The sequence below is a fragment of the Bradyrhizobium sp. Kon69 genome (assembly GCF_055807515.1).
In genome coordinates, this window is sequence record NZ_JBVVOS010000029.1 from 91335 (window position 1) to 108095 (window position 16761).

15 protein-coding genes and 1 pseudogene are annotated in these 16761 nt (G+C 65.0%); 11 read left to right on the forward strand and 5 right to left on the reverse strand.

Annotation, left to right across the window (positions count from 1 at the left end; genetic code table 11):
- Window positions 1-26: 26 nt before the first annotated feature.
- Together AC0L3U_RS31300 and galE are read right to left on the reverse strand one after the other, a co-directional pair.
- A complete protein-coding gene (locus AC0L3U_RS31300; RefSeq protein WP_473364336.1) occupies window positions 27-1829 on the reverse strand; it encodes an ABC transporter ATP-binding protein in 1803 nt (600 codons plus the stop codon).
- Between the two features lie 118 nt (window positions 1830-1947).
- Window positions 1948-2961 (reverse strand): UDP-glucose 4-epimerase GalE, encoded by a 1014-nt coding sequence (galE, locus tag AC0L3U_RS31305; protein WP_007612473.1) that lies wholly within the window; start codon window positions 2959-2961, stop codon window positions 1948-1950.
- Window positions 2962-3086: 125 nt separating this feature from the next.
- On the opposite strand from galE, the gene AC0L3U_RS31310 reads away from it, so the two are divergent.
- The 3 genes from AC0L3U_RS31310 to AC0L3U_RS31320 all read left to right on the forward strand — a co-directional run bounded on the left by AC0L3U_RS31310 (window position 3087) and on the right by AC0L3U_RS31320 (window position 4978).
- A complete protein-coding gene (locus AC0L3U_RS31310; protein WP_473364337.1) occupies window positions 3087-4124 on the forward strand; it encodes a glycosyltransferase family 4 protein in 1038 nt (345 codons plus the stop codon).
- A 381-nt stretch (window positions 4125-4505) separates the two neighbouring features.
- Window positions 4506-4787 (forward strand): DUF1902 domain-containing protein, encoded by a 282-nt coding sequence (locus AC0L3U_RS31315; RefSeq protein ID WP_473364338.1) that lies wholly within the window; start codon window positions 4506-4508, stop codon window positions 4785-4787.
- Window positions 4784-4978 carry a type II toxin-antitoxin system HicA family toxin gene (locus tag AC0L3U_RS31320; RefSeq protein ID WP_007612469.1) on the forward strand — a complete coding sequence of 65 codons (195 nt, stop codon included), beginning with the start codon at window positions 4784-4786 and terminating at the stop codon, window positions 4976-4978. Before AC0L3U_RS31315 ends, AC0L3U_RS31320 begins: the two co-directional genes overlap by 4 nt.
- Before the next feature lie 9 nt (window positions 4979-4987).
- Here AC0L3U_RS31320 and waaF read toward each other — a convergent pair whose 3' ends face one another.
- Window positions 4988-6058, reverse strand: a complete 1071-nt coding sequence (gene waaF, locus AC0L3U_RS31325) for a lipopolysaccharide heptosyltransferase II (protein WP_473364339.1) — start codon at window positions 6056-6058, stop codon at window positions 4988-4990.
- Window positions 6059-6217: 159 nt separating this feature from the next.
- Between waaF and rfaD the strand changes: the two genes are divergently transcribed.
- From rfaD to AC0L3U_RS31355, 6 genes are all read left to right on the forward strand, one after another.
- Entirely contained in the window at window positions 6218-7198 is a 981-nt protein-coding gene (gene rfaD / locus AC0L3U_RS31330; protein ID WP_473364340.1) for an ADP-glyceromanno-heptose 6-epimerase, read from the forward strand.
- An 11-nt stretch (window positions 7199-7209) separates the two neighbouring features.
- On the forward strand, window positions 7210-8694 hold the full coding sequence (gene rfaE1 / locus AC0L3U_RS31335; RefSeq protein ID WP_473364341.1) for a D-glycero-beta-D-manno-heptose-7-phosphate kinase: 1485 nt from the start codon (window positions 7210-7212) through the stop codon (window positions 8692-8694).
- On the forward strand, window positions 8691-9977 hold the full coding sequence (locus tag AC0L3U_RS31340; protein WP_473364342.1) for an O-antigen ligase family protein: 1287 nt from the start codon (window positions 8691-8693) through the stop codon (window positions 9975-9977). The genes rfaE1 and AC0L3U_RS31340 overlap by 4 nt, the downstream gene beginning before the upstream one ends.
- A gap of 108 nt (window positions 9978-10085) precedes the next feature.
- Window positions 10086-11999 (forward strand): SDR family NAD(P)-dependent oxidoreductase, encoded by a 1914-nt coding sequence (locus AC0L3U_RS31345; protein WP_473364343.1) that lies wholly within the window; start codon window positions 10086-10088, stop codon window positions 11997-11999.
- A 2-nt stretch (window positions 12000-12001) separates the two neighbouring features.
- A complete protein-coding gene (locus AC0L3U_RS31350) occupies window positions 12002-13222 on the forward strand; it encodes a glycosyltransferase family 4 protein (RefSeq protein WP_473364344.1) in 1221 nt (406 codons plus the stop codon).
- On the forward strand, window positions 13219-14166 hold the full coding sequence (locus AC0L3U_RS31355; RefSeq protein ID WP_473364345.1) for an NAD-dependent epimerase/dehydratase family protein: 948 nt from the start codon (window positions 13219-13221) through the stop codon (window positions 14164-14166). Before AC0L3U_RS31350 ends, AC0L3U_RS31355 begins: the two co-directional genes overlap by 4 nt.
- Here AC0L3U_RS31355 and AC0L3U_RS31360 read toward each other — a convergent pair.
- Both AC0L3U_RS31360 and AC0L3U_RS31365 read right to left on the reverse strand, forming a co-directional pair.
- Entirely contained in the window at window positions 14154-15173 is a 1020-nt protein-coding gene (locus AC0L3U_RS31360; protein ID WP_473364346.1) for an MraY family glycosyltransferase, read from the reverse strand. The genes AC0L3U_RS31355 and AC0L3U_RS31360 overlap by 13 nt on opposite strands.
- Complete coding sequence (locus tag AC0L3U_RS31365) at window positions 15170-16129, reverse strand: lysylphosphatidylglycerol synthase transmembrane domain-containing protein (RefSeq protein ID WP_473364347.1); 960 nt, start codon at window positions 16127-16129, stop codon at window positions 15170-15172. The genes AC0L3U_RS31360 and AC0L3U_RS31365 overlap by 4 nt, the downstream gene beginning before the upstream one ends.
- Before the next feature lie 255 nt (window positions 16130-16384).
- On the opposite strand from AC0L3U_RS31365, the pseudogene AC0L3U_RS31370 reads away from it, so the two are divergent.
- Window positions 16385-16662 (forward strand): annotated as a pseudogene (locus AC0L3U_RS31370) (UDP-glucuronate 5-epimerase); the annotation flags it as partial.
- A gap of 7 nt (window positions 16663-16669) precedes the next feature.
- The coding region (locus AC0L3U_RS31375; RefSeq protein WP_473364350.1) for a sugar phosphate nucleotidyltransferase at window positions 16670-16761 on the forward strand (92 nt) is incomplete at its 3' end.

The window sequence follows — 16761 nt, forward strand, 5'->3', positions numbered from 1 at the left end:
TCGCTGCTCTTGAGGTGAAGGGAACTCTATGCGGTTGCGCTGATCGGCGCCAGAGCGCCGGCGTCGTGATGTTGCAGGCGGAAGAACGACGCGTAGCGCCCGCCGCGGCGGAGCAGCTCGTCATGCCGGCCCTGCTCGACGATCTCGCCGCCCTCGACCACCAGGATCGCATCGGCGTGCATGATGGTGTGCAGGCGATGCGCGATCACGATGGTGGTGCGGTTCTGGCAGAGATGCTCGATCGCCTCCTGCACCTGGCGCTCGGACTCCGAATCGAGCGCGGCGGTGGCTTCGTCGAGCAGGATGATCGGCGCGTTCTTGATCAGCGCGCGCGCGACCGCGATGCGCTGGCGCTGGCCGCCAGACAATTGCGTACCGTGCTCGCCGACGGGCGTGTCGTAGCCGAGCGGGAAGCCCATGATGAAATCATGCGCGCAGGCTGCTTTCGCAGCATCGATGATGTGTTCTTCGGTCGCGCCCGCGCGGCCGAAGGCGATGTTGTTGCGGATGGTGTCGCGGAACAGATAGACGTCCTGGCCGACATAGGCGGTCTGAGCCCGCAGCGATTTTCGCGAGACGGCGCCGATCGACTGGCCGTCGATCACGATGTCGCCTTGCGTCACCTCGTAGAAGCGCAGCAGCAACCCCAGCACGGTCGATTTGCCGCCGCCGGAGGGACCGACCAGCGCAGTGACCTTGCCAGGCTCGGCAACAAAACTCATGCGGTTAAGGACGGTCTCACCGTTGCGATAGGAAAAGCTGACGTCACGCAGCTCGATGCGTGCGTTCGAGAGTTTCAGCGCCGGCTTGTCGTCGTCGGAATGCTCGCTCGCGGGGCTGTCGACGACTTCCAGCAGCATGCGGGCGCCGACGAGTTGGCTGTTGAGGTCGATGTTGAGCCGCGCCAGCCGCTTGGCCGGCTCGGTCGCCATCAGGAACGCGGTCATGAAGGAAAAGAACGCACCGGGCGTGGCGTTGAGCGCGACCACGCTATAGCCGCCGTAAAGCAAACAGCCGGCGACTGCGAAGCCGCCGAGCATCTCCATCAGCGGATTGGAGCGGTTGGCGACGCGGGCCATCTTGTTGGCGTTGCGCTCGACGATCGCGATATTCTCGTCGATGCGGTTCTGCATGGTGTCTTCGAGCGTGAACGCTTTCACCGTGCGGATGCCCTGCAGCGATTCCTGCATCGTCTCCAGGATGTCGGCGGTGCCGGTAAACTGGTTGTAGGCGAGGCCCTTGATGCGCTTGACCAGCTTGCGCAGCACCAGCATCGCCGGCGGCACGGCGACGAGGCCGATGAACGACATCACCGGGTCCTGCCACACCATCACGCCGATCATGGCGAGCAGCATCATGAGGTCGCGCCCGACCGCATTGACCAGCATGTTGAGGACATCGGTGATGGACTTTGCGCCGGCTGTCAGCCGCGCCAGAAATTCCGACGAATGCCGCTCGGAGAAGAAGCCGACGCTCTCGCGCATCAGCTTGGCGAACAGCTGGCGCTGGTTGGTGGCGAGGATCGCGTTGGAGATCTTGGTCAGGATCACCATGTGGCCGTAGGTCGCCACGCCCTTGATGAAGAGCAGGATCACCGTGATGCCCGAGAACATCGCGATGCCCGGGATGTTCTTGTCGACATAGGCCTGGTTGATGACCTGGCCGAGCACGTAGGTCGCGCCCGCGGTCGATCCGGCGGCAAGCGCCATCAGCGCGAAGGCAACGAGGTAGCGCCGCCAGTAGACGATCCCCTGTTCCGTGACCAGGCGGCGAATCAGCACCGCAGCCGCATAGGGATCGTCGGTGATTTTCTTTGGAAACTGAGCCATCCGCAGTCCATTGACGGCACAGGAAAACGCCTGCCCGCGCGTCAGGGATCGAACGGCCTCTGTGCCCGCTAAGCCAGCGCTTTTCAAGCCCAATTAAGGGCTTGCGCCCGGATGGAATCTAGGCCGAGGCGGCGTGGCGGAGCTCGCCGTGACGCTCGCGGAACAGCTTGTCCTCCCAGGCCAGCGCATGGGCGGCGATGGTCTCGAGGTCGTCGTATTGCGGCTTCCAATCGAGCAGGCCGCGGATGCGGCTGGTGTCGGCGACCATGGTCATGATGTCGCCGGGCCGACGCGGGGCGTATTGCACGGCGAAGCTGCGGCCCGAGACACGGCGCACCGCGTCGATGGTCTCCAGCACCGAGTAGCCGCGGCCATAGCCGCAATTGAGCGTCGTCGAGGCGCCGCCGTTGCGCAAATAGGCGAGCGCCGAGCGATGCGCCTGCGACAGGTCCGTGACATGGATGAAATCGCGGATGCAGCTGCCGTCCTGGGTCGGATAGTCGGTGCCGAACACGTCGATCTTGGCGCGCTGGCCGGTCGCGGCTTCCACCGCGATCTTGAGCAGGTGCGTGGCGCCGACGGTGGCAAGGCCGATGCGGGCCTGCGGATCGGCACCCGCAACGTTGAAATAGCGCAGGGTCACGTATTGCATGCCGTAGGCGGCGGCGACGTCGTGCAGCATGATCTCGGTCATCAGCTTCGACGAACCGTAGGGTGACAGCGGCCGTGTCGGCGCATGCTCGGGCACCGGCACCTGGTCCGGATCGCCGTAGACCGCCGCGGTCGAGGAGAAGATGAAGCGGTCGATGCCGCGCTTGACCGCGACGTTGAGCAGGTTGCGCGCGGTCGTGAAATTATTGCGATAATAGCCGAGCGGGTCGCGCATCGAATCCGGCACGACCACCGAGCCCGCGAAATGGATGATGCTCTCGATGTTGTGCTGGGCGATCACGCCTTCGAGCAGGTTCTCGTCGCCGGCATCGCCAATGAACAGCGGCACGCCTTCGGGCAGATAGGCCGAGAAACCGGTCGAGAGATCGTCGATCACGACGACGTCCTCGCCGGCTTCCGCCAGCGCCAGAACCGTGTGGCTTCCGATATAGCCGGCACCGCCGGTGACAAGCACAGTCATGATCTCACCCGTCTTCGATCAACGCTCCAAGCTAACGTTTACGTGGTGAAGAGTGGGTATCGGCGCGGCTGAACTGGTCACTATGCTTAATGTTGCGTATAGGGACTTTCGAAACGGAGCGTGGCGTGGCGAATTCCCCAAGCGATCTCGAAGTGATCGTGCCAAATCTGCACAGGCGCTATTCCGGGGTCACCGCGACCAACCGGATGGTGGCGCCGCGGCTGGCAAAGCTCTATCGCGCCGCGTGGTTCGGCTCCGACGCGCCGGAGGGCATCGCGCGCCTGGGCGGTGCCGATCTCCTGAGATTGTGGCGCCGCAAGGCGCCGGTGATCTGGCACGCGCGCCGCAACAACGAGATGATCGCGGGCGTGCTGTTGCGCGCGCTCGGTTGGCCGCTCAAGCTCGTCTTCACCTCGGCGGCACAGCGCCATCATAGCTGGATCACGCGCTGGCTGATCCGGCGCATGGACGCGATCATCGCGACATCGGATCTTTCGGCCTCGTTCCTGAAAGTGAAGGCGACCGTGATTCCGCACGGCGTCGACACTGCCGTCTATGCGCCGCCGCTCGACCGCACTGCCGCCTTCGCGGAAGCCGCGCTGCCGGGCCGCTACGCGATCGGCTGCTTCGGCCGGGTGCGCGCGCAGAAGGGCACCGATGTGTTCGTCGATGCGATGTGCCGCTTGCTGCCGCGCTATCCGGATTTCACCGCTGTTATCGTCGGCCAGGTCACACCTGAGCAAACCGCTTTTGCAAACGACCTGAAGAAACGGATCGAGGCCGCCGGCCTGCAATCGCGCATCGTCATCACTGGCGAGCTGCCGATCGAAGACGTGCAGCGCTGGTATCAGCGGCTGACGATCTACGCCTTCACCTCGCGCAACGAAGGTTTTGGCCTGACCTTGATCGAGGCGATGGCGGCCGGCAGCGCGCTGGTCGCCGCGCGCGCCGGCGCGGCCGAGCTCGTGGTGGAGGATGGCGTGACCGGCGTGCTGGTCCCGACCGGTGACGCGGATGCGCTGGCCGCAGCGGTCGAACCGCTGATGCGTGACGTGGCCGCCGCGATCGCTATGGGCGAGCGCGGGCGGGCAAGGGTGCTCGAACGGTTCAGCCTCGATGCGGAAGCGGCGCGGATCGGCGAGGTCTATCGGCCGCTGCTTTGAGCCCGAGCTTTTGTGTGCGCAAAACAAAAACCGCGAAAACAACCCCATGCACAGTAGCCGATGATAACGGAATCAATGACTTGGCGGTCGGTGTCATGGGCTGCTGATTTTACGAAATGAATTTGACTCGTCGGGCAAAACAGGTCTAAAGTTCATCGTCGAAGGTTTGCTGCCCCCGCTGTCAGAGTACGTCCCCGAGCGGAAAACCCTTTCCCCAATCGACATTCCCCAACATGGATGCGCGCAAAAATGCGCATCAAAATCAGTGCGTTATGTCGCGGAGGCGGGTTTCCCCAACCTTGGCGAGACTAACTCAGGTTTAATGCGTTATCTGGCACTCTGCTTGCTATGCGGTTGCCATGACTGATGAGGGCTGCTTTGATGAAGGAAATCGCCGCAGAGGGTACGCTGAAAATGGGCCATCTCATCGTCGTTCGAGCGACTTGGGATACCGAAGCATCTGTGTGGACTGCCGAGAGTTCCGACCTTCCGGGACTCGTCACGGAAGCTGCGAGCCTTGATGAGCTCGATGCCAAGTTGCCCGACCTTATTCGCGACTTGTTGGAGGGTGAAGGCGCCACTGAAGGGTATGAAGTCCCCGTCGAGGTGATCGCGAGCTTCTCCAAACGCATAAAGATCGGCTCCGCAAAAGAAGCCGCATGAATAGCTTTACTCCGGAATTGAAACGAATTCTGGAAAAGGCGGGATGCTTCTTTGTTCGACGTGGGCGCGGCGACCACGACATTTGGGAGAGCCCGGTCTCAGGTATCCGCTTTACGGTCGATAACAATATCAAATCTCGGCATACAGCGAACGCAGTTCTGAAACAGGCTGGGCTGCCGAAGCAGTTTTGACCTCCACGCTCACGTCGAAGCCCTTGTCCCCGCCTCACCCAGCACCCGCTGCGCAATCTCGACCACCTCGCTCGCCGCGATATCTCGCATGCAGCGGTGATCGTTCATCTTGCAGATCGTGCTCTGGCAGGGTTGGCAGGACAGCACGCTCTTGTCCTGGACCACGGTCGCGGCGAGGCCGTTGAGGGGGGCCCAGAGATAAGGGCTGGTCGGGCCGAAGATGCCCATGGTCGGCGTGCCCAGGGCGGCTGCGATGTGCATCAGGCCGGAATCGTTGGAGATCGCAACGCCGGCCGCAGCCATGGCCAGCACGCCGTTGCGCAGATCGTTGCCGGTGAGGTCCCGGACCCCCGGGCCGCCGGCCGCGACGATCTCCTGGGCCAGGCCCTTTTCCCCGGGGCCGCCGACCACCCAGACCTCGAGGCCGCGCTCGGCGAGCAAGCGGGCGGCCTCGGGATAGTAGGTCCAGCGTTTTGACACCCCGACCGAGCCGGGGGCCAGCGCCACGGCAGCGCCTGCGCTCAGACCGTTGGCCTGCCGCCAGCGGACGACGTCCTCTGCCGGGACCCGCAATTGCGGCACCGGCCATTCCGGCGGCAGCGGGGCGCCATTGGGCTGGGCGAGGGCGGCGTTCTTGTCGATGAAGCGGGGCAGCTTCTTCTCGCCCCAGCGCCAGCGGTTGAGCAGGCCGAACCGGAATTCGCCGACGAAGCCGACCCTTTCCGGAATCCCGGCCAAAGCGGGCGCGATGGCGGCCTTCCAGGTCCGGGGCAGCACCAGGGCGGTGCCGTAGCTCCGCTCGCGCAGGAGCTTCGCCAGGCCGAGCTGGCGGCTCACGGCGAGCCGGCCGCGCGGCAGGTCCCAGACAATCCCATCGCGCACGCCGGGCATGTAATCGACCAGGGGCGCACACAGGGAGGTCGTGAGGAGATCGACCGGCCGGTTCGGCCAGCGCTCGTTCAGGACCCGGACGACGGTGTGATTCCGGACGAAATCGCCGATCCACATGTAGGGGACGATCAGGATCGGCCGCGTGTCGCCCCGATCTGTCTCGCCACTAAGTTGCGAATCTTGGTTCATTCGTTAATAAAGCCGGGGTGCGCTGATGTGGCGGTTCGGTTAGCCGCTCCGGGCCGGCAGGTAAAGCCGGCAGAGCGACCATCCCAAAACCGCTTACACTTTGGAGGATCATGCGCTAGGGCAAGATCGGGTCGCAAAACATCGGGCAGGCTAGGTGAAATGTTGCTGGTGACCGGCGGGGCCGGTTTTATCGGATCGAATGTCGTCGCCGCACTGAACGAGGCCGGCCGCAGCGATGTCGTCGTCTGCGATTTCCTTGGCAACGAGGGCAAATGGCGCAACCTCGCCAAGCGGCAGCTTGTGGATATCGTGCCGCCGGCTGAGCTGCCGGACTGGCTCAAGGGCCGCAAGCTCGATGCCGTGATCCATCTCGGGGCGATATCCGCGACCACTGCGACCGACGGCGACCTGGTATTCGAGACCAATTTCCGCCTGTCGATGCGCCTCCTGGACTGGTGCAACGCGAATGCGGTGCCGTTGATCTACGCCTCCTCGGCGGCGACCTATGGCGACGGTGAGGCAGGATTTGACGACGATGCCTCGGTCGCCGCGCTGAAGAAACTGCGGCCGATGAATCTCTACGGCTGGAGCAAGCACCTGTTCGATCTCGCCGTCGCCGAGCGCGCAGCGAAGGGCGAGAAGCTGCCGCCGCAATGGGCCGGACTGAAATTCTTCAACGTGTTCGGCCCCAACGAATACCACAAGGGCTCGATGATGAGCGTGCTGGCGCGGCGCTTCGACGACGTCAAAGCGGGCCGCGTCGTGCAATTGTTCAAGTCGCATCGCGAGGGCATCGCGGACGGCGACCAGCGCCGCGATTTCATCTATGTCGACGACGTCGTGCGCGTGATCATGTGGCTGCTGGCAACGCCGTCGGTGTCCGGCATCTTCAACGTCGGCACCGGCAAGGCGCGCAGCTTCAGGGATCTGATGCTGTCGGCTTATGCCGCGCTCGGCGCCAAGCCCAACATCGAATACATCGACATGCCCGAGCAGATCCGCGGCAGCTACCAGTACTTCACCCAGAGCGAGGTCGATCGCCTCCACCGCGCCGGCTATAATGGCGGCTTCACGACGCTCGAGGACGCGGTGAAGGCCTATGTCGGGGATTATCTCGACCGGCCCGACCGCTTCCGCTGAGGCCCATCACCATGCCGACGCCCATTCTCGATTTCGATGCCCTCGCGCAAGCCATCTCGGGCCGCACGGTCCTGTGCATCGGCGACATCATGCTGGACGAGTTCGTCTATGGCGAGGTGTCGCGGATCTCGCCGGAAGCGCCGGCGCCGGTCATCGCGGCACAGCGCAGCGAGATCCATGTCGGGGGTGCCGGCAATGTCGCGCGCAACGTCGCCGCGCTCGGCGCGCGCTGCATCTTCGTCGGCCTCGTCGGCGAGGACGATGCGGGCAGGCAGCTCGCCTCGACGCTTGCGGAGCAGGGCGCAATAGAAAGCGTTCTGGTGTGCGATCCCTCGCGTCCGACCACGCGAAAGGTCCGTTTCGTCTCCGAGCATTTTTCCACGCATATGCTGCGTGCGGATTGGGAGCAGGCACAGCCTGCATCCGATACGATCGAGACCAAGCTGATCGAAGCGATCCTGCCGCAGATCGCGCGCGCCGACGTCGTGCTGCTGTCCGACTACGCCAAGGGGGTGCTGACCGCCCGCGTCATCCGCCACACCATCGACGCCGCGCGAAAACTCGGCAAGCCCGTGATCGTCGATCCCAAAAGCCTGAACTGGGCGATCTATCGCGGCGCCACGCTGCTCACGCCCAATCGCAAGGAATTTTCGGAAGCGACCCGAAGCCGCGCCGACACGCCGCAGAGCATCGTCGACGCCAGCGAGGACGTGATGCGGCTCGCCGATTGCGAAGCGATCCTGGTCACCCAAGGCGAGCACGGCATGACGCTGGTGCCGCGCAACGGCGAGGCCGTTCACGTTCCGGCGTTTCCCGTCAAGGTGCGCGACGTCTCCGGCGCCGGCGACACCGTTGCGGCGGCGCTCGCGGTGTCGCTTGCCACGGGCGCGGACTGGGACACGGCGCTACGCATGGCCAGTGCCGCGGCCGCCGTCGCCGTCGGCAAGCAGGGCACCGCAAGCGTGAGTGTGGCCGAGCTGAAGCGAAAGATATTGCCGCATGCCTATCTCGCGGCCGAAGAGAAGATCGTGCTCGAGCCCGGTGCGCTCGACGCGCAGCTCGCGGAATGGAAGAAGCAAGGCCAACGCGTCGGCTTCACCAATGGCTGCTTCGACATCCTGCATCCCGGCCACGTCAAGGTGCTGACAGCGGCGCGCTCCGCCTGCGACCGCCTGATCGTGGGCCTCAACAGCGACGCCTCGGTGCGGCGGCTGAAGGGCGCCGACCGCCCCGTTCAGGACGAGCGGGCGCGTGCGGAAGTGCTGGCGGCGCTCGAAGCCGTCGATCTCGTGGTTATTTTCGATGAGGATACGCCGATCGACCTGATCACCCGCATCAAGCCGAGCGCGCTGATCAAAGGGGGCGATTACACCCGCGAGCAGGTGGTCGGTCACGAGGTCGTTGAGGCCGCCGGCGGGACGGTGGTGCTGGTCGACATTCTCCAGGGCTTCAGCACGACCGCGCTGGTTCATCGCGCGCGGGGAGAGGGCAAGTGACGACGCTCACCGGGGAGACGACCGGCCAGGTGCTGTGGCGGCGTCTGCGCAGTCCGGCGGCCTGGTCCGAGACGGTCGATCTGTTCGCGATCCTGACCGCGGCCTCGCTGCCATGGTCGACGTCGCTTGCGGCGATCTTCAATGTCCTGATGCTTCTCTGCATGGTGCCGTTCCTCGACGTCCGCGAGTTCCTGCAATCGCTCAGGCGTCCGATCTGCGCGGCGCCGATTGCTCTGGTCCTGCTCGCGCTGGTCGGGACGCTGTGGTCGGACGCGGCCTGGGGCGCGCGATTCTACGCCGTCAATCCGACCGTCAAGTTGCTGGTGCTGCCGGTCCTGCTCTATCATTTTGCGCGCTCGCCGCGCGGACATTGGGTGTTCGTCGCCTTCCTGATGTCCTGCGCGCTGTTGTCGGTGATGTCCTGGCTGGTCGCCTTCTACCCAGACCTCGCGCTCAAATCCGACCGGGTCGAGCGCGGGATTTTCGTCAAGAACTACATCGACCAGAGCCAGGAGTTCACGCTTTGCGCGGTCGCGCTCGCCTATCCGATCGTGCAGTTGCTGCGTCAGAAGCGCTACTCGATCGCCGGGCTGCTCACGGCGCTTGCGCTCGCCTTCTTCCTCAACATGGTGTTCGTGGTGGTGTCGCGCACCGCGCTCCTCACCATTCCGATCCTGTTCGGTGTGTTTGCGTTGCTTCATCTGAGATGGCGCAGCATCGCGATCATCTCCGCGGCCCTGCTCGTGGGCGCGGTTCTCGCCTGGCAGGCTTCGCCGCAATTGCGCAAGACCGCCGACAGCTTTGCCAGCGACTATACCCGCTATGTGGAAACAGGCGCGCCGACCTCGGCCGGCTTGCGGCTCGAATTCTGGCGGAAATCCCTCGGCTTCTTCGCGGAGGCGCCGATCAAGGGGCACGGCACCGGCTCGACGCGTGGATTGTTCGAGCGGGCCGCGACGCCCGGCGATCAGTACCTGGCGTCCGCCGAGGTGATCGGCAACCCGCATAACCAGACGCTGAACGTTGCCGTGCAATGGGGCATCATCGGCGTCGCCGTTCTCTACGCCATCTGGATCCTGCATCTGCTGTTGTTTCGCGGCGACGGGCTCGCAAACTGGGTCGGCCTCCTGGTCGTGGTCCAGAACGTCTTCACCTCGCTGTTCAACTCCCATCTGTTCGACTTCCACGAGGGCTGGATGTACGTCATCGGTGTCGGCGTTGCCGGCGGCATGGTGATCCGGGCCCAGCAGGCCGATGCGAAGCCGGCGGAAGCCGGTTCCTGAACAGCCGCCCGGACGCAAACCTTTGCCGGCAAGCCTTGACTGGCATGTCCGGCCGAGATGGGTTATCAGCGCGATCAGGTTGCATTTAACTGGATTTTCGGTCAGCGGATGACGCGTCTTTCGCATCTCACCTTGCGCAATTTCATGATCGCGCTCCACGACCTGCTCGCGACCACGGCGGCGCTGTTCGCCGCCTTCTATCTGCGCTTCGAGGGCGGCGACGGCTTCTTCGACCGCCTGCCGCTGCTGATCCAGATCCTGCCCTATTTCCTCGCCTTCAGCGTGGTCGTGTTCTTCGTCTTCAACCTGACCACGACGAAATGGCGCTTTATCTCGCTGCCCGACGCGCTGAACATCATCCGCGTCGCGACCGTGCTGACGGTTGCACTCCTGGCGCTCGACTACATCTTCGTCGCCCCCAACGTCCGCGGCGCCTTCTTCCTCGGCAAGGTGACCATCGTCCTCTATTGGTTCCTCGAGATCTCCTTCCTCAGCGCGTTGCGCATGGCCTACCGCTATTTCCGCTATACGCGGGTTCGGCGTCACGCCCGCACCGGAGATGCCGCGCCGACGCTGCTGATCGGCCGCGCCGCGGACGCCGAGGTGCTGTTGCGCGGAATCGAGAGCGGGGCGATCAAGCACATCTGGCCGGTCGGTGTGCTCTCGCCGTCGAGTTCCGATCGCGGCCAGTCCATCCGCAACGTCCCTGTCCTGGGCGGCGTCGACGACATCGAGGATATCGTCGCCGACTTCACCAAGCGCGGCAAGGGGATCGCGCGCGTCGTGATGACGCCGACGGCATTCGAGCCGGAGGCCCACCCCGAATCGATCCTGATGCGGGCGCGCAAGCTCGGCGTGATCGTGAGCCGCATGCCCTCGCTCGAGAGTGGCGATACGCCACGGCTCACGGCCGTTGCCGTCGAGGACCTGCTGCTGCGGCCGAGCGAAAAGATCGACTATGCGCGGCTCGAGGCCCTGATCGAGGGCAAGGCGGTGATCGTCACCGGCGGGGGCGGCTCGATCGGTTCCGAGATCTGCGAACGTGTCGTCGCGTTCGGCGCCGCGCGCCTTCTGATCGTGGAAAATTCCGAACCGGCGCTCTACGCGATCACGGAAACGCTCGCGGCACTCGGCACCGTTGCTTCGATCGAAGGGCGGATCGCCGACATCCGCGACCGTGAGCGCATCATGCGCCTGATGGCCGAGTTCAAGCCGGACATCGTGTTCCATGCCGCCGCGCTCAAGCATGTGCCGATCCTCGAGCGCGACTGGAGCGAGGGCGTCAAGACCAACATCTTTGGCTCGATCAACGTTGCCGATGCCGCGCACAGTGCCGGCGCCGAAGCCATGGTGATGATCTCGACCGACAAGGCGATCGAGCCGGTGTCGATGCTCGGCCTGACCAAGCGCTTCGCCGAGATGTATTGCCAGGCGCTCGACCATGATCTTGCGGCGGGTCACGGCGGCGCCAGGCGGTCGATGCGGCTGATCTCGGTTCGGTTCGGCAACGTGCTGGCGTCGAACGGCTCGGTGGTGCCGAAGTTCAAGGCCCAGATCGATGCCGGCGGTCCCGTGACGGTCACGCATCCCGACATGGTCCGCTACTTCATGACCATCCGCGAAGCCTGCGATCTCGTCATCACGGCGGCAACGCATGCGCTCGGAACGCAGCGTTCGGACGTGTCGGTCTACGTGCTCAACATGGGCCAGCCGGTGAAGATCGTCGATCTTGCCGAGCGCATGATCCGTCTCTCGGGCCTGCAACCCGGCTACGACATCGAAATCGTGTTCACGGGCATGCGGCCCGGCGAACGCCTGCACGAAATCCTGTTCGCCTCCGAGGAGCCGACCCGCGAGATCGGCGTCGCCGGCATCATGGCCGCGCAGCCGAACGAGCCGCCGATGCAGACGCTGCGCAAATGGATTGCGGCGCTGGAGCAGGCGATCGCGCGCGACGATCGGGCCACCATCAGGACCATTCTGAAGGACGCGATTCCGGAATTCGGGTCGACCGCGGCCTGATCATGCAGCCTCGAGGCAAGATCGTCGTGGCGAGCCAGCACTACCCGCCCGATCCGAGCACGACGGCGGCGATCATGGCCGAGATCGCCTGCCGCATCGCCGGGGATCACGAGGTCGTCGTGCTGTCGGGCTCATCAGGCGCGTTGCCGGCCTCGCAGACCGGCCCGGGCAAGCCGCGGGTCGTCGCCGTCAAGAACCGCATGGCGGGCAAGGCCGCGCTGGTGCGGCGCGGCGCCTCCGAGCTGCTGTTCGCGGTGCGCACGTTCCTGGCGTTGACACGGGAGTTGAGGCGAGGCGACGTCGTGCTCACCGTCACCGCACCGTTCATGCTGCCTTACGCAGTCGCGGCGGCGGCGAGGCTGAAGGGCGCGCGCTCGGCGCTGATCATGCACGACCTCTTCCCGGACGTGCTGGTGATGGCGGGCCTGCTGAAGCCCGGTTCGATCGTCACCATGACGATGCGCGCCGCCAACGGCCTGATGTTCCGCGCGCTCAATGCCGTCATCACCATCGGCCGCGATGCGGAACGGCCGCTACTGAGCTATTCCGGCATGACGCGGAACAAGATCCGCTTCATCCCGAACTGGGCGACGCTCGTGGCCGCACCCCGGCCGGTGACGGCGGATAATCCGTTCCGCAAAGCGCTCTCGGCGGGTTTCGTTGTCGGCCTGTCGGGCAATCTCGGCTTCACCCATGATCCGGAGATCGTGTTCGAGGCGGCGCGTCTTTTGAGGGACGAGCCTGACATCCATTTCCTGCTCTCCGGCTGGGGCATCGGCTTCGAGCGGTTGAAGCAGTTGCAGACTGAGGCGAACTTGCCCAATGTCTCCTTCGTGGGGCGGGTCGAGGATGCCGAGCTCGAACCATTCCTGGCGGCTGCCAATCTCTGGATCATTCCGTACCGGAAGGACGTTGCGGGGGTGTCAGTGCCGAGCCGGTTCTACAATCTGTTGGCGGTCGGCCGTCCCGTGGTGCTGGTCTCCGAACCGGAGGCCGAGGCCGCGTTGACCGTGGTGGAGAACGGGCTGGGCTGGGTCGTGACGCCGGGCCGCGCCGATCAACTGGCCGAGGCGATCCGCGCGGCGTCTCGCTCCGACGGTGTCGCCATTGCGGAGCGCGCGGTGAAGGCGGCGGCGAAATTCGATCGCGTCACCGCGATGAACGCCTATGCTGCCCTGGTCGACGAATTGTTGCGCAACCCCGAACTGCCGGAGCAACGATGAACGAGCGCAAGCCAGTCGTGCTGGTGACGGGGGCGAGCGGTTTCGTCGGCCGTCATGTCGTGCCCGCACTGGCGCGCGAGGGATGGTCGATCCGCCGCGCGGTCCGCAAACCGGAAGGCATGGACGACGAGGTCGTGATCGAAACGATCGGCCCCGAAACCGACTGGCAGGCCGCGCTTCAAGGCGTCGACGCCGTCGTTCATCTCGCCGCACGGGTGCATCACAAGCACGAAGAGCATGCGGTCCAGCTCTACCGCAACGTCAACATTGCCGGCACGCTGCACCTGGCACGCAGCGCGGCGACGGCCGGCGTGCGGCAGTTCATTTTCATCAGCACCGTTCTCGTGCACGGTCGCAGCAATGAGGGCCGCGGGCCGTTCAGCGAGGACGATGTCCTGACGCCGCGCGGTCTCTACGGCATGTCCAAGGCCGCGGCCGAAGCGGGCTTGAAGACGCTGGCGCGCGACAGCGCCATGAAGGTCTCGGTGATCAGGCCGCCGCTGGTCTATGGTGCGGGCGCCAAGGGCAATTTCGCGCTGCTGACGCGTGCGGTGAACCTCGGGCTGCCGCTGCCATTTGCCGCGATCCGCAATCACCGCGCCTTCCTTGCCGTGCAGAACCTGTCGTCGTTCATCCTGCGCCGGCTCTCTCATCCAGATCCCGCGAGCAATTTCGAGATCTTCCTGGTGGCCGACAGGGAGCAGGTCTCGACGCCCGAGTTCATCGAGCGGCTGGCCAAGGCTGCCGGCAAGAGCTCGCGGCTGTTCGGCATGCCGCAGGACCTGCTCGGGACGTTGCTGAGCGTGTTGGGCCGGCAGGATACGCATGACAGCCTGATAGGCTCGCTCGAGCTCAACCTCGCCAAGGCGACCGCGACCGGGTGGCAGCCACCGGTGTCTCTCGACGAGGGGCTGCGGCTGGCGCTGGTGGCTCAGGACGCCTGAGGGCGGGAGAACCGCCGCAGCACGATGCCGATCGCGATTGCGCCCGCCGACAGCGCGGACAGCGTGATCGTCATCGAGCCGGCGCGAGCGGTGACGATGGCAAGCCCCGCGAGCACGAGATTGAGCGCGAACACCTCCCCGATCACGCGGGAGACCGTGAAGCCATGGTCGGTGGCACGCTGGTAGAAATGCGAGCGATGCGCCGACCAGAATTGCTCGCGCCTTGCGATGCGCCGGAACAGCGTGATGGTCGAATCCACGAGATAATAGGCCGGCAGCAACAGCGCCGCGGCGGGCTGCCCGCGCCAGGCGAGCTCGAACAGGCACCAGCCGAGCAAAAGGCCGATCGGCAGGCTGCCGACATCGCCCAGGAAGACTTTCGCGACCGGCTTGTTGAACGGCGCAAAGCCGAGCAGGGCGCCGCACAGCGCCGCGGCGATCAGCGCGGCCGGCCACGACAAATCGCCGAGCAGTCCCAGCAGCAGCAGCGCGGCGGTGACCGGCACCACTTCCGCCACCGTCATCAGGTCGAGCCCGTCCATGAAATTGACGAGGTTCACGAACCACACGCCCGCCAGCAGGATGAGTCCGCGCTCCAGCGCGAGCGGCAGCGCCGGCACGATGCGCGCGGTCTCGGGCGTGGTGAACACGACGGCGCCGACGGCTGCGGCCTGCAGCACGAGACGCACGAGCACCGGCAGCGACTTGATGTCGTCGGCAAATCCGACCACGGCGATCAAGACCGTTGCAGCGATCAGCGCCGGCGGAATCGCGATGTTCGCCCAGGCTGCCCAGGCTGATGCGACCAGCAGCGTCGCTGATATCACGGCGATGCCTGCACCCTGCGGGGTCGGGATGCGATGAGAGGACCGCGCGTTGGGCCGCGCCAATGCGTAACGCTGGAGCAGGGGACGGCTGGTCCAGGTGATGACGCCCGACACCAGCGCGGCAATCGCAACGGCAAGCAGCGAGGGTACGGCGCCGAGCGTGTCAACGGCCGCGTTCACTCCGGCACCCCGAGCGGCGCCGATCCCTGCGCGGCTTTCTCCGCGCTGAGGATCCAGACCAGGCCGCCGATCGCGCCGACGATGAAGTACACGGCGCCGAACAGCAGCGAGACGTTGACCCCCTCGTTGGCGGCCAGCCCCGCGAAGCCGAACGCGAGGCTCATGGTGGCTTCACGCACGCCCCAGCCGGCGATCGAGATCGGCATCATCGTGATCAGCATCACCGGCGGCACCAGCATAAAGACGTCGCTGAAGCCGACCGGCGCCGCGATCGACTGCACGACGCACCAGGCGACCACGACGGCCAGCACATGCACGGCGAGCGACAGGATCACGACGGCTGGTCCGCGCGAGCGGCTGAAGATCACGCGGTTGGCGATCACGGCACAGGCGTGGATGTGATGCGTGGCCCACCAGGTTCTCAGCCAGTTCCATTTCAGTGCGCCGAAGACCAGGAAACCGAGACCACCCGCGAGCGCCGCGAGATCGACGAGCAGCAGCGCCGAGCGCCCGTGTGGATCGGCGATGAGGCTGTAGCTCCAGGGCAGGCTCGCGACGATCATGATCGCGAGCGCGATCAAACCGATCGCGCGATCGACGAAGATCGAGTAGGTCGCAGCGCGCCAGCCGGCGCCGGCGCGCGCGACGAGCCACAACCGGACCGCATCGCCGCCGATCGCCGAGGGCAGGGTCTGGTTGAAGAACGATCCGATCACGTTGTAGCGCATGGCCCGGCCGAGCTCGAGCGGGGCGCCGCATGCGTCGCTGACCTCGCGCCAGCGCAACACGCCGACGAAGATTTGCAGGAACGCGACAGCGATCGCCAAGCCGATCCAGAACAGGCTGGTCACGGTGAAGCGCGAAAACAGTTCGGACAGATCGACCTTGCGCAGCGCCAGGTAGAGCAGCGCTCCGGAAATCAGGATCTTGGCCGTCGACAGCAGGATTCGGCGCATTTCGCCCGCATGAACAAGGGTTGAAGCAACCCGACGCAAGGCGCCGAATTCGGCCGCTTTGGTATGGTTTTGGCGTCGATCTTGCAATAGCGGTGATCGAGAGCCCTCACGCTGGGCAGCGGAGCTATTGCGACCCCGTCGTTGCGGAGGCTAAAGAGGCGCCGCAGGCGAAAGATCGGGCACGGATCGGGTGAAGCAGACCTTGGGAACAGGATGAGGGATCAGGCGATTTTGGTCACGGGCGCCGCCGATTTCATCGGCTCGATGCCCGCCGATGACCCGGCTGCCGCAAATGCGCCGTCTAAGGTCTACAATGTCGGCAACCACCATCCGGAAGAGCTGATGCATGTCGTCGGATTCTGGAGCAGGGGCTGGGTCGGACGGCGATCAAAGAATTGCTGCCGAGAGACCTTTTGGAAACGTTCGCGGATGTCGAGGATCTGATGCGCGACACCGGCTTTGCACCGTCAACGCCGATCGCGCACGGAATTCGTAATTTTGTCACCTGGTATCGGAACGACCTCAAGGTTTGAAATGACGATGGACAAACGCATTATCCCCCTGATCATGTGCGGCGGTGCCGGAACGCGGCTGTGGCCGGCTTCGCGCGAGGTGCGCCCCAAGCAGTTCCT

What these genes read in the sequence shown, in the direction of transcription:
- AC0L3U_RS31300 (WP_473364336.1), bottom strand. Translation starts at nt 1,829, where the DNA reads ATGGCTCAGTTTCCAAAGAAAATCACCGACGATCCCTATGCGGCTGCG.
- galE (WP_007612473.1), bottom strand. Translation starts at nt 2,961, where the DNA reads ATGACTGTGCTTGTCACCGGCGGTGCCGGCTATATCGGAAGCCACACG.
- AC0L3U_RS31315 (WP_473364338.1), top strand. Translation starts at nt 4,506, where the DNA reads ATGAAGGAAATCGCCGCAGAGGGTACGCTGAAAATGGGCCATCTCATC.
- AC0L3U_RS31320 (WP_007612469.1), top strand. Translation starts at nt 4,784, where the DNA reads ATGAATAGCTTTACTCCGGAATTGAAACGAATTCTGGAAAAGGCGGGA.
- waaF (WP_473364339.1), bottom strand. Translation starts at nt 6,058, where the DNA reads ATGAACCAAGATTCGCAACTTAGTGGCGAGACAGATCGGGGCGACACG.
- rfaD (WP_473364340.1), top strand. Translation starts at nt 6,218, where the DNA reads ATGTTGCTGGTGACCGGCGGGGCCGGTTTTATCGGATCGAATGTCGTC.
- rfaE1 (WP_473364341.1), top strand. Translation starts at nt 7,210, where the DNA reads ATGCCGACGCCCATTCTCGATTTCGATGCCCTCGCGCAAGCCATCTCG.
- AC0L3U_RS31345 (WP_473364343.1), top strand. Translation starts at nt 10,086, where the DNA reads ATGACGCGTCTTTCGCATCTCACCTTGCGCAATTTCATGATCGCGCTC.
- AC0L3U_RS31350 (WP_473364344.1), top strand. Translation starts at nt 12,002, where the DNA reads ATGCAGCCTCGAGGCAAGATCGTCGTGGCGAGCCAGCACTACCCGCCC.
- AC0L3U_RS31355 (WP_473364345.1), top strand. Translation starts at nt 13,219, where the DNA reads ATGAACGAGCGCAAGCCAGTCGTGCTGGTGACGGGGGCGAGCGGTTTC.
- AC0L3U_RS31365 (WP_473364347.1), bottom strand. Translation starts at nt 16,129, where the DNA reads ATGCGCCGAATCCTGCTGTCGACGGCCAAGATCCTGATTTCCGGAGCG.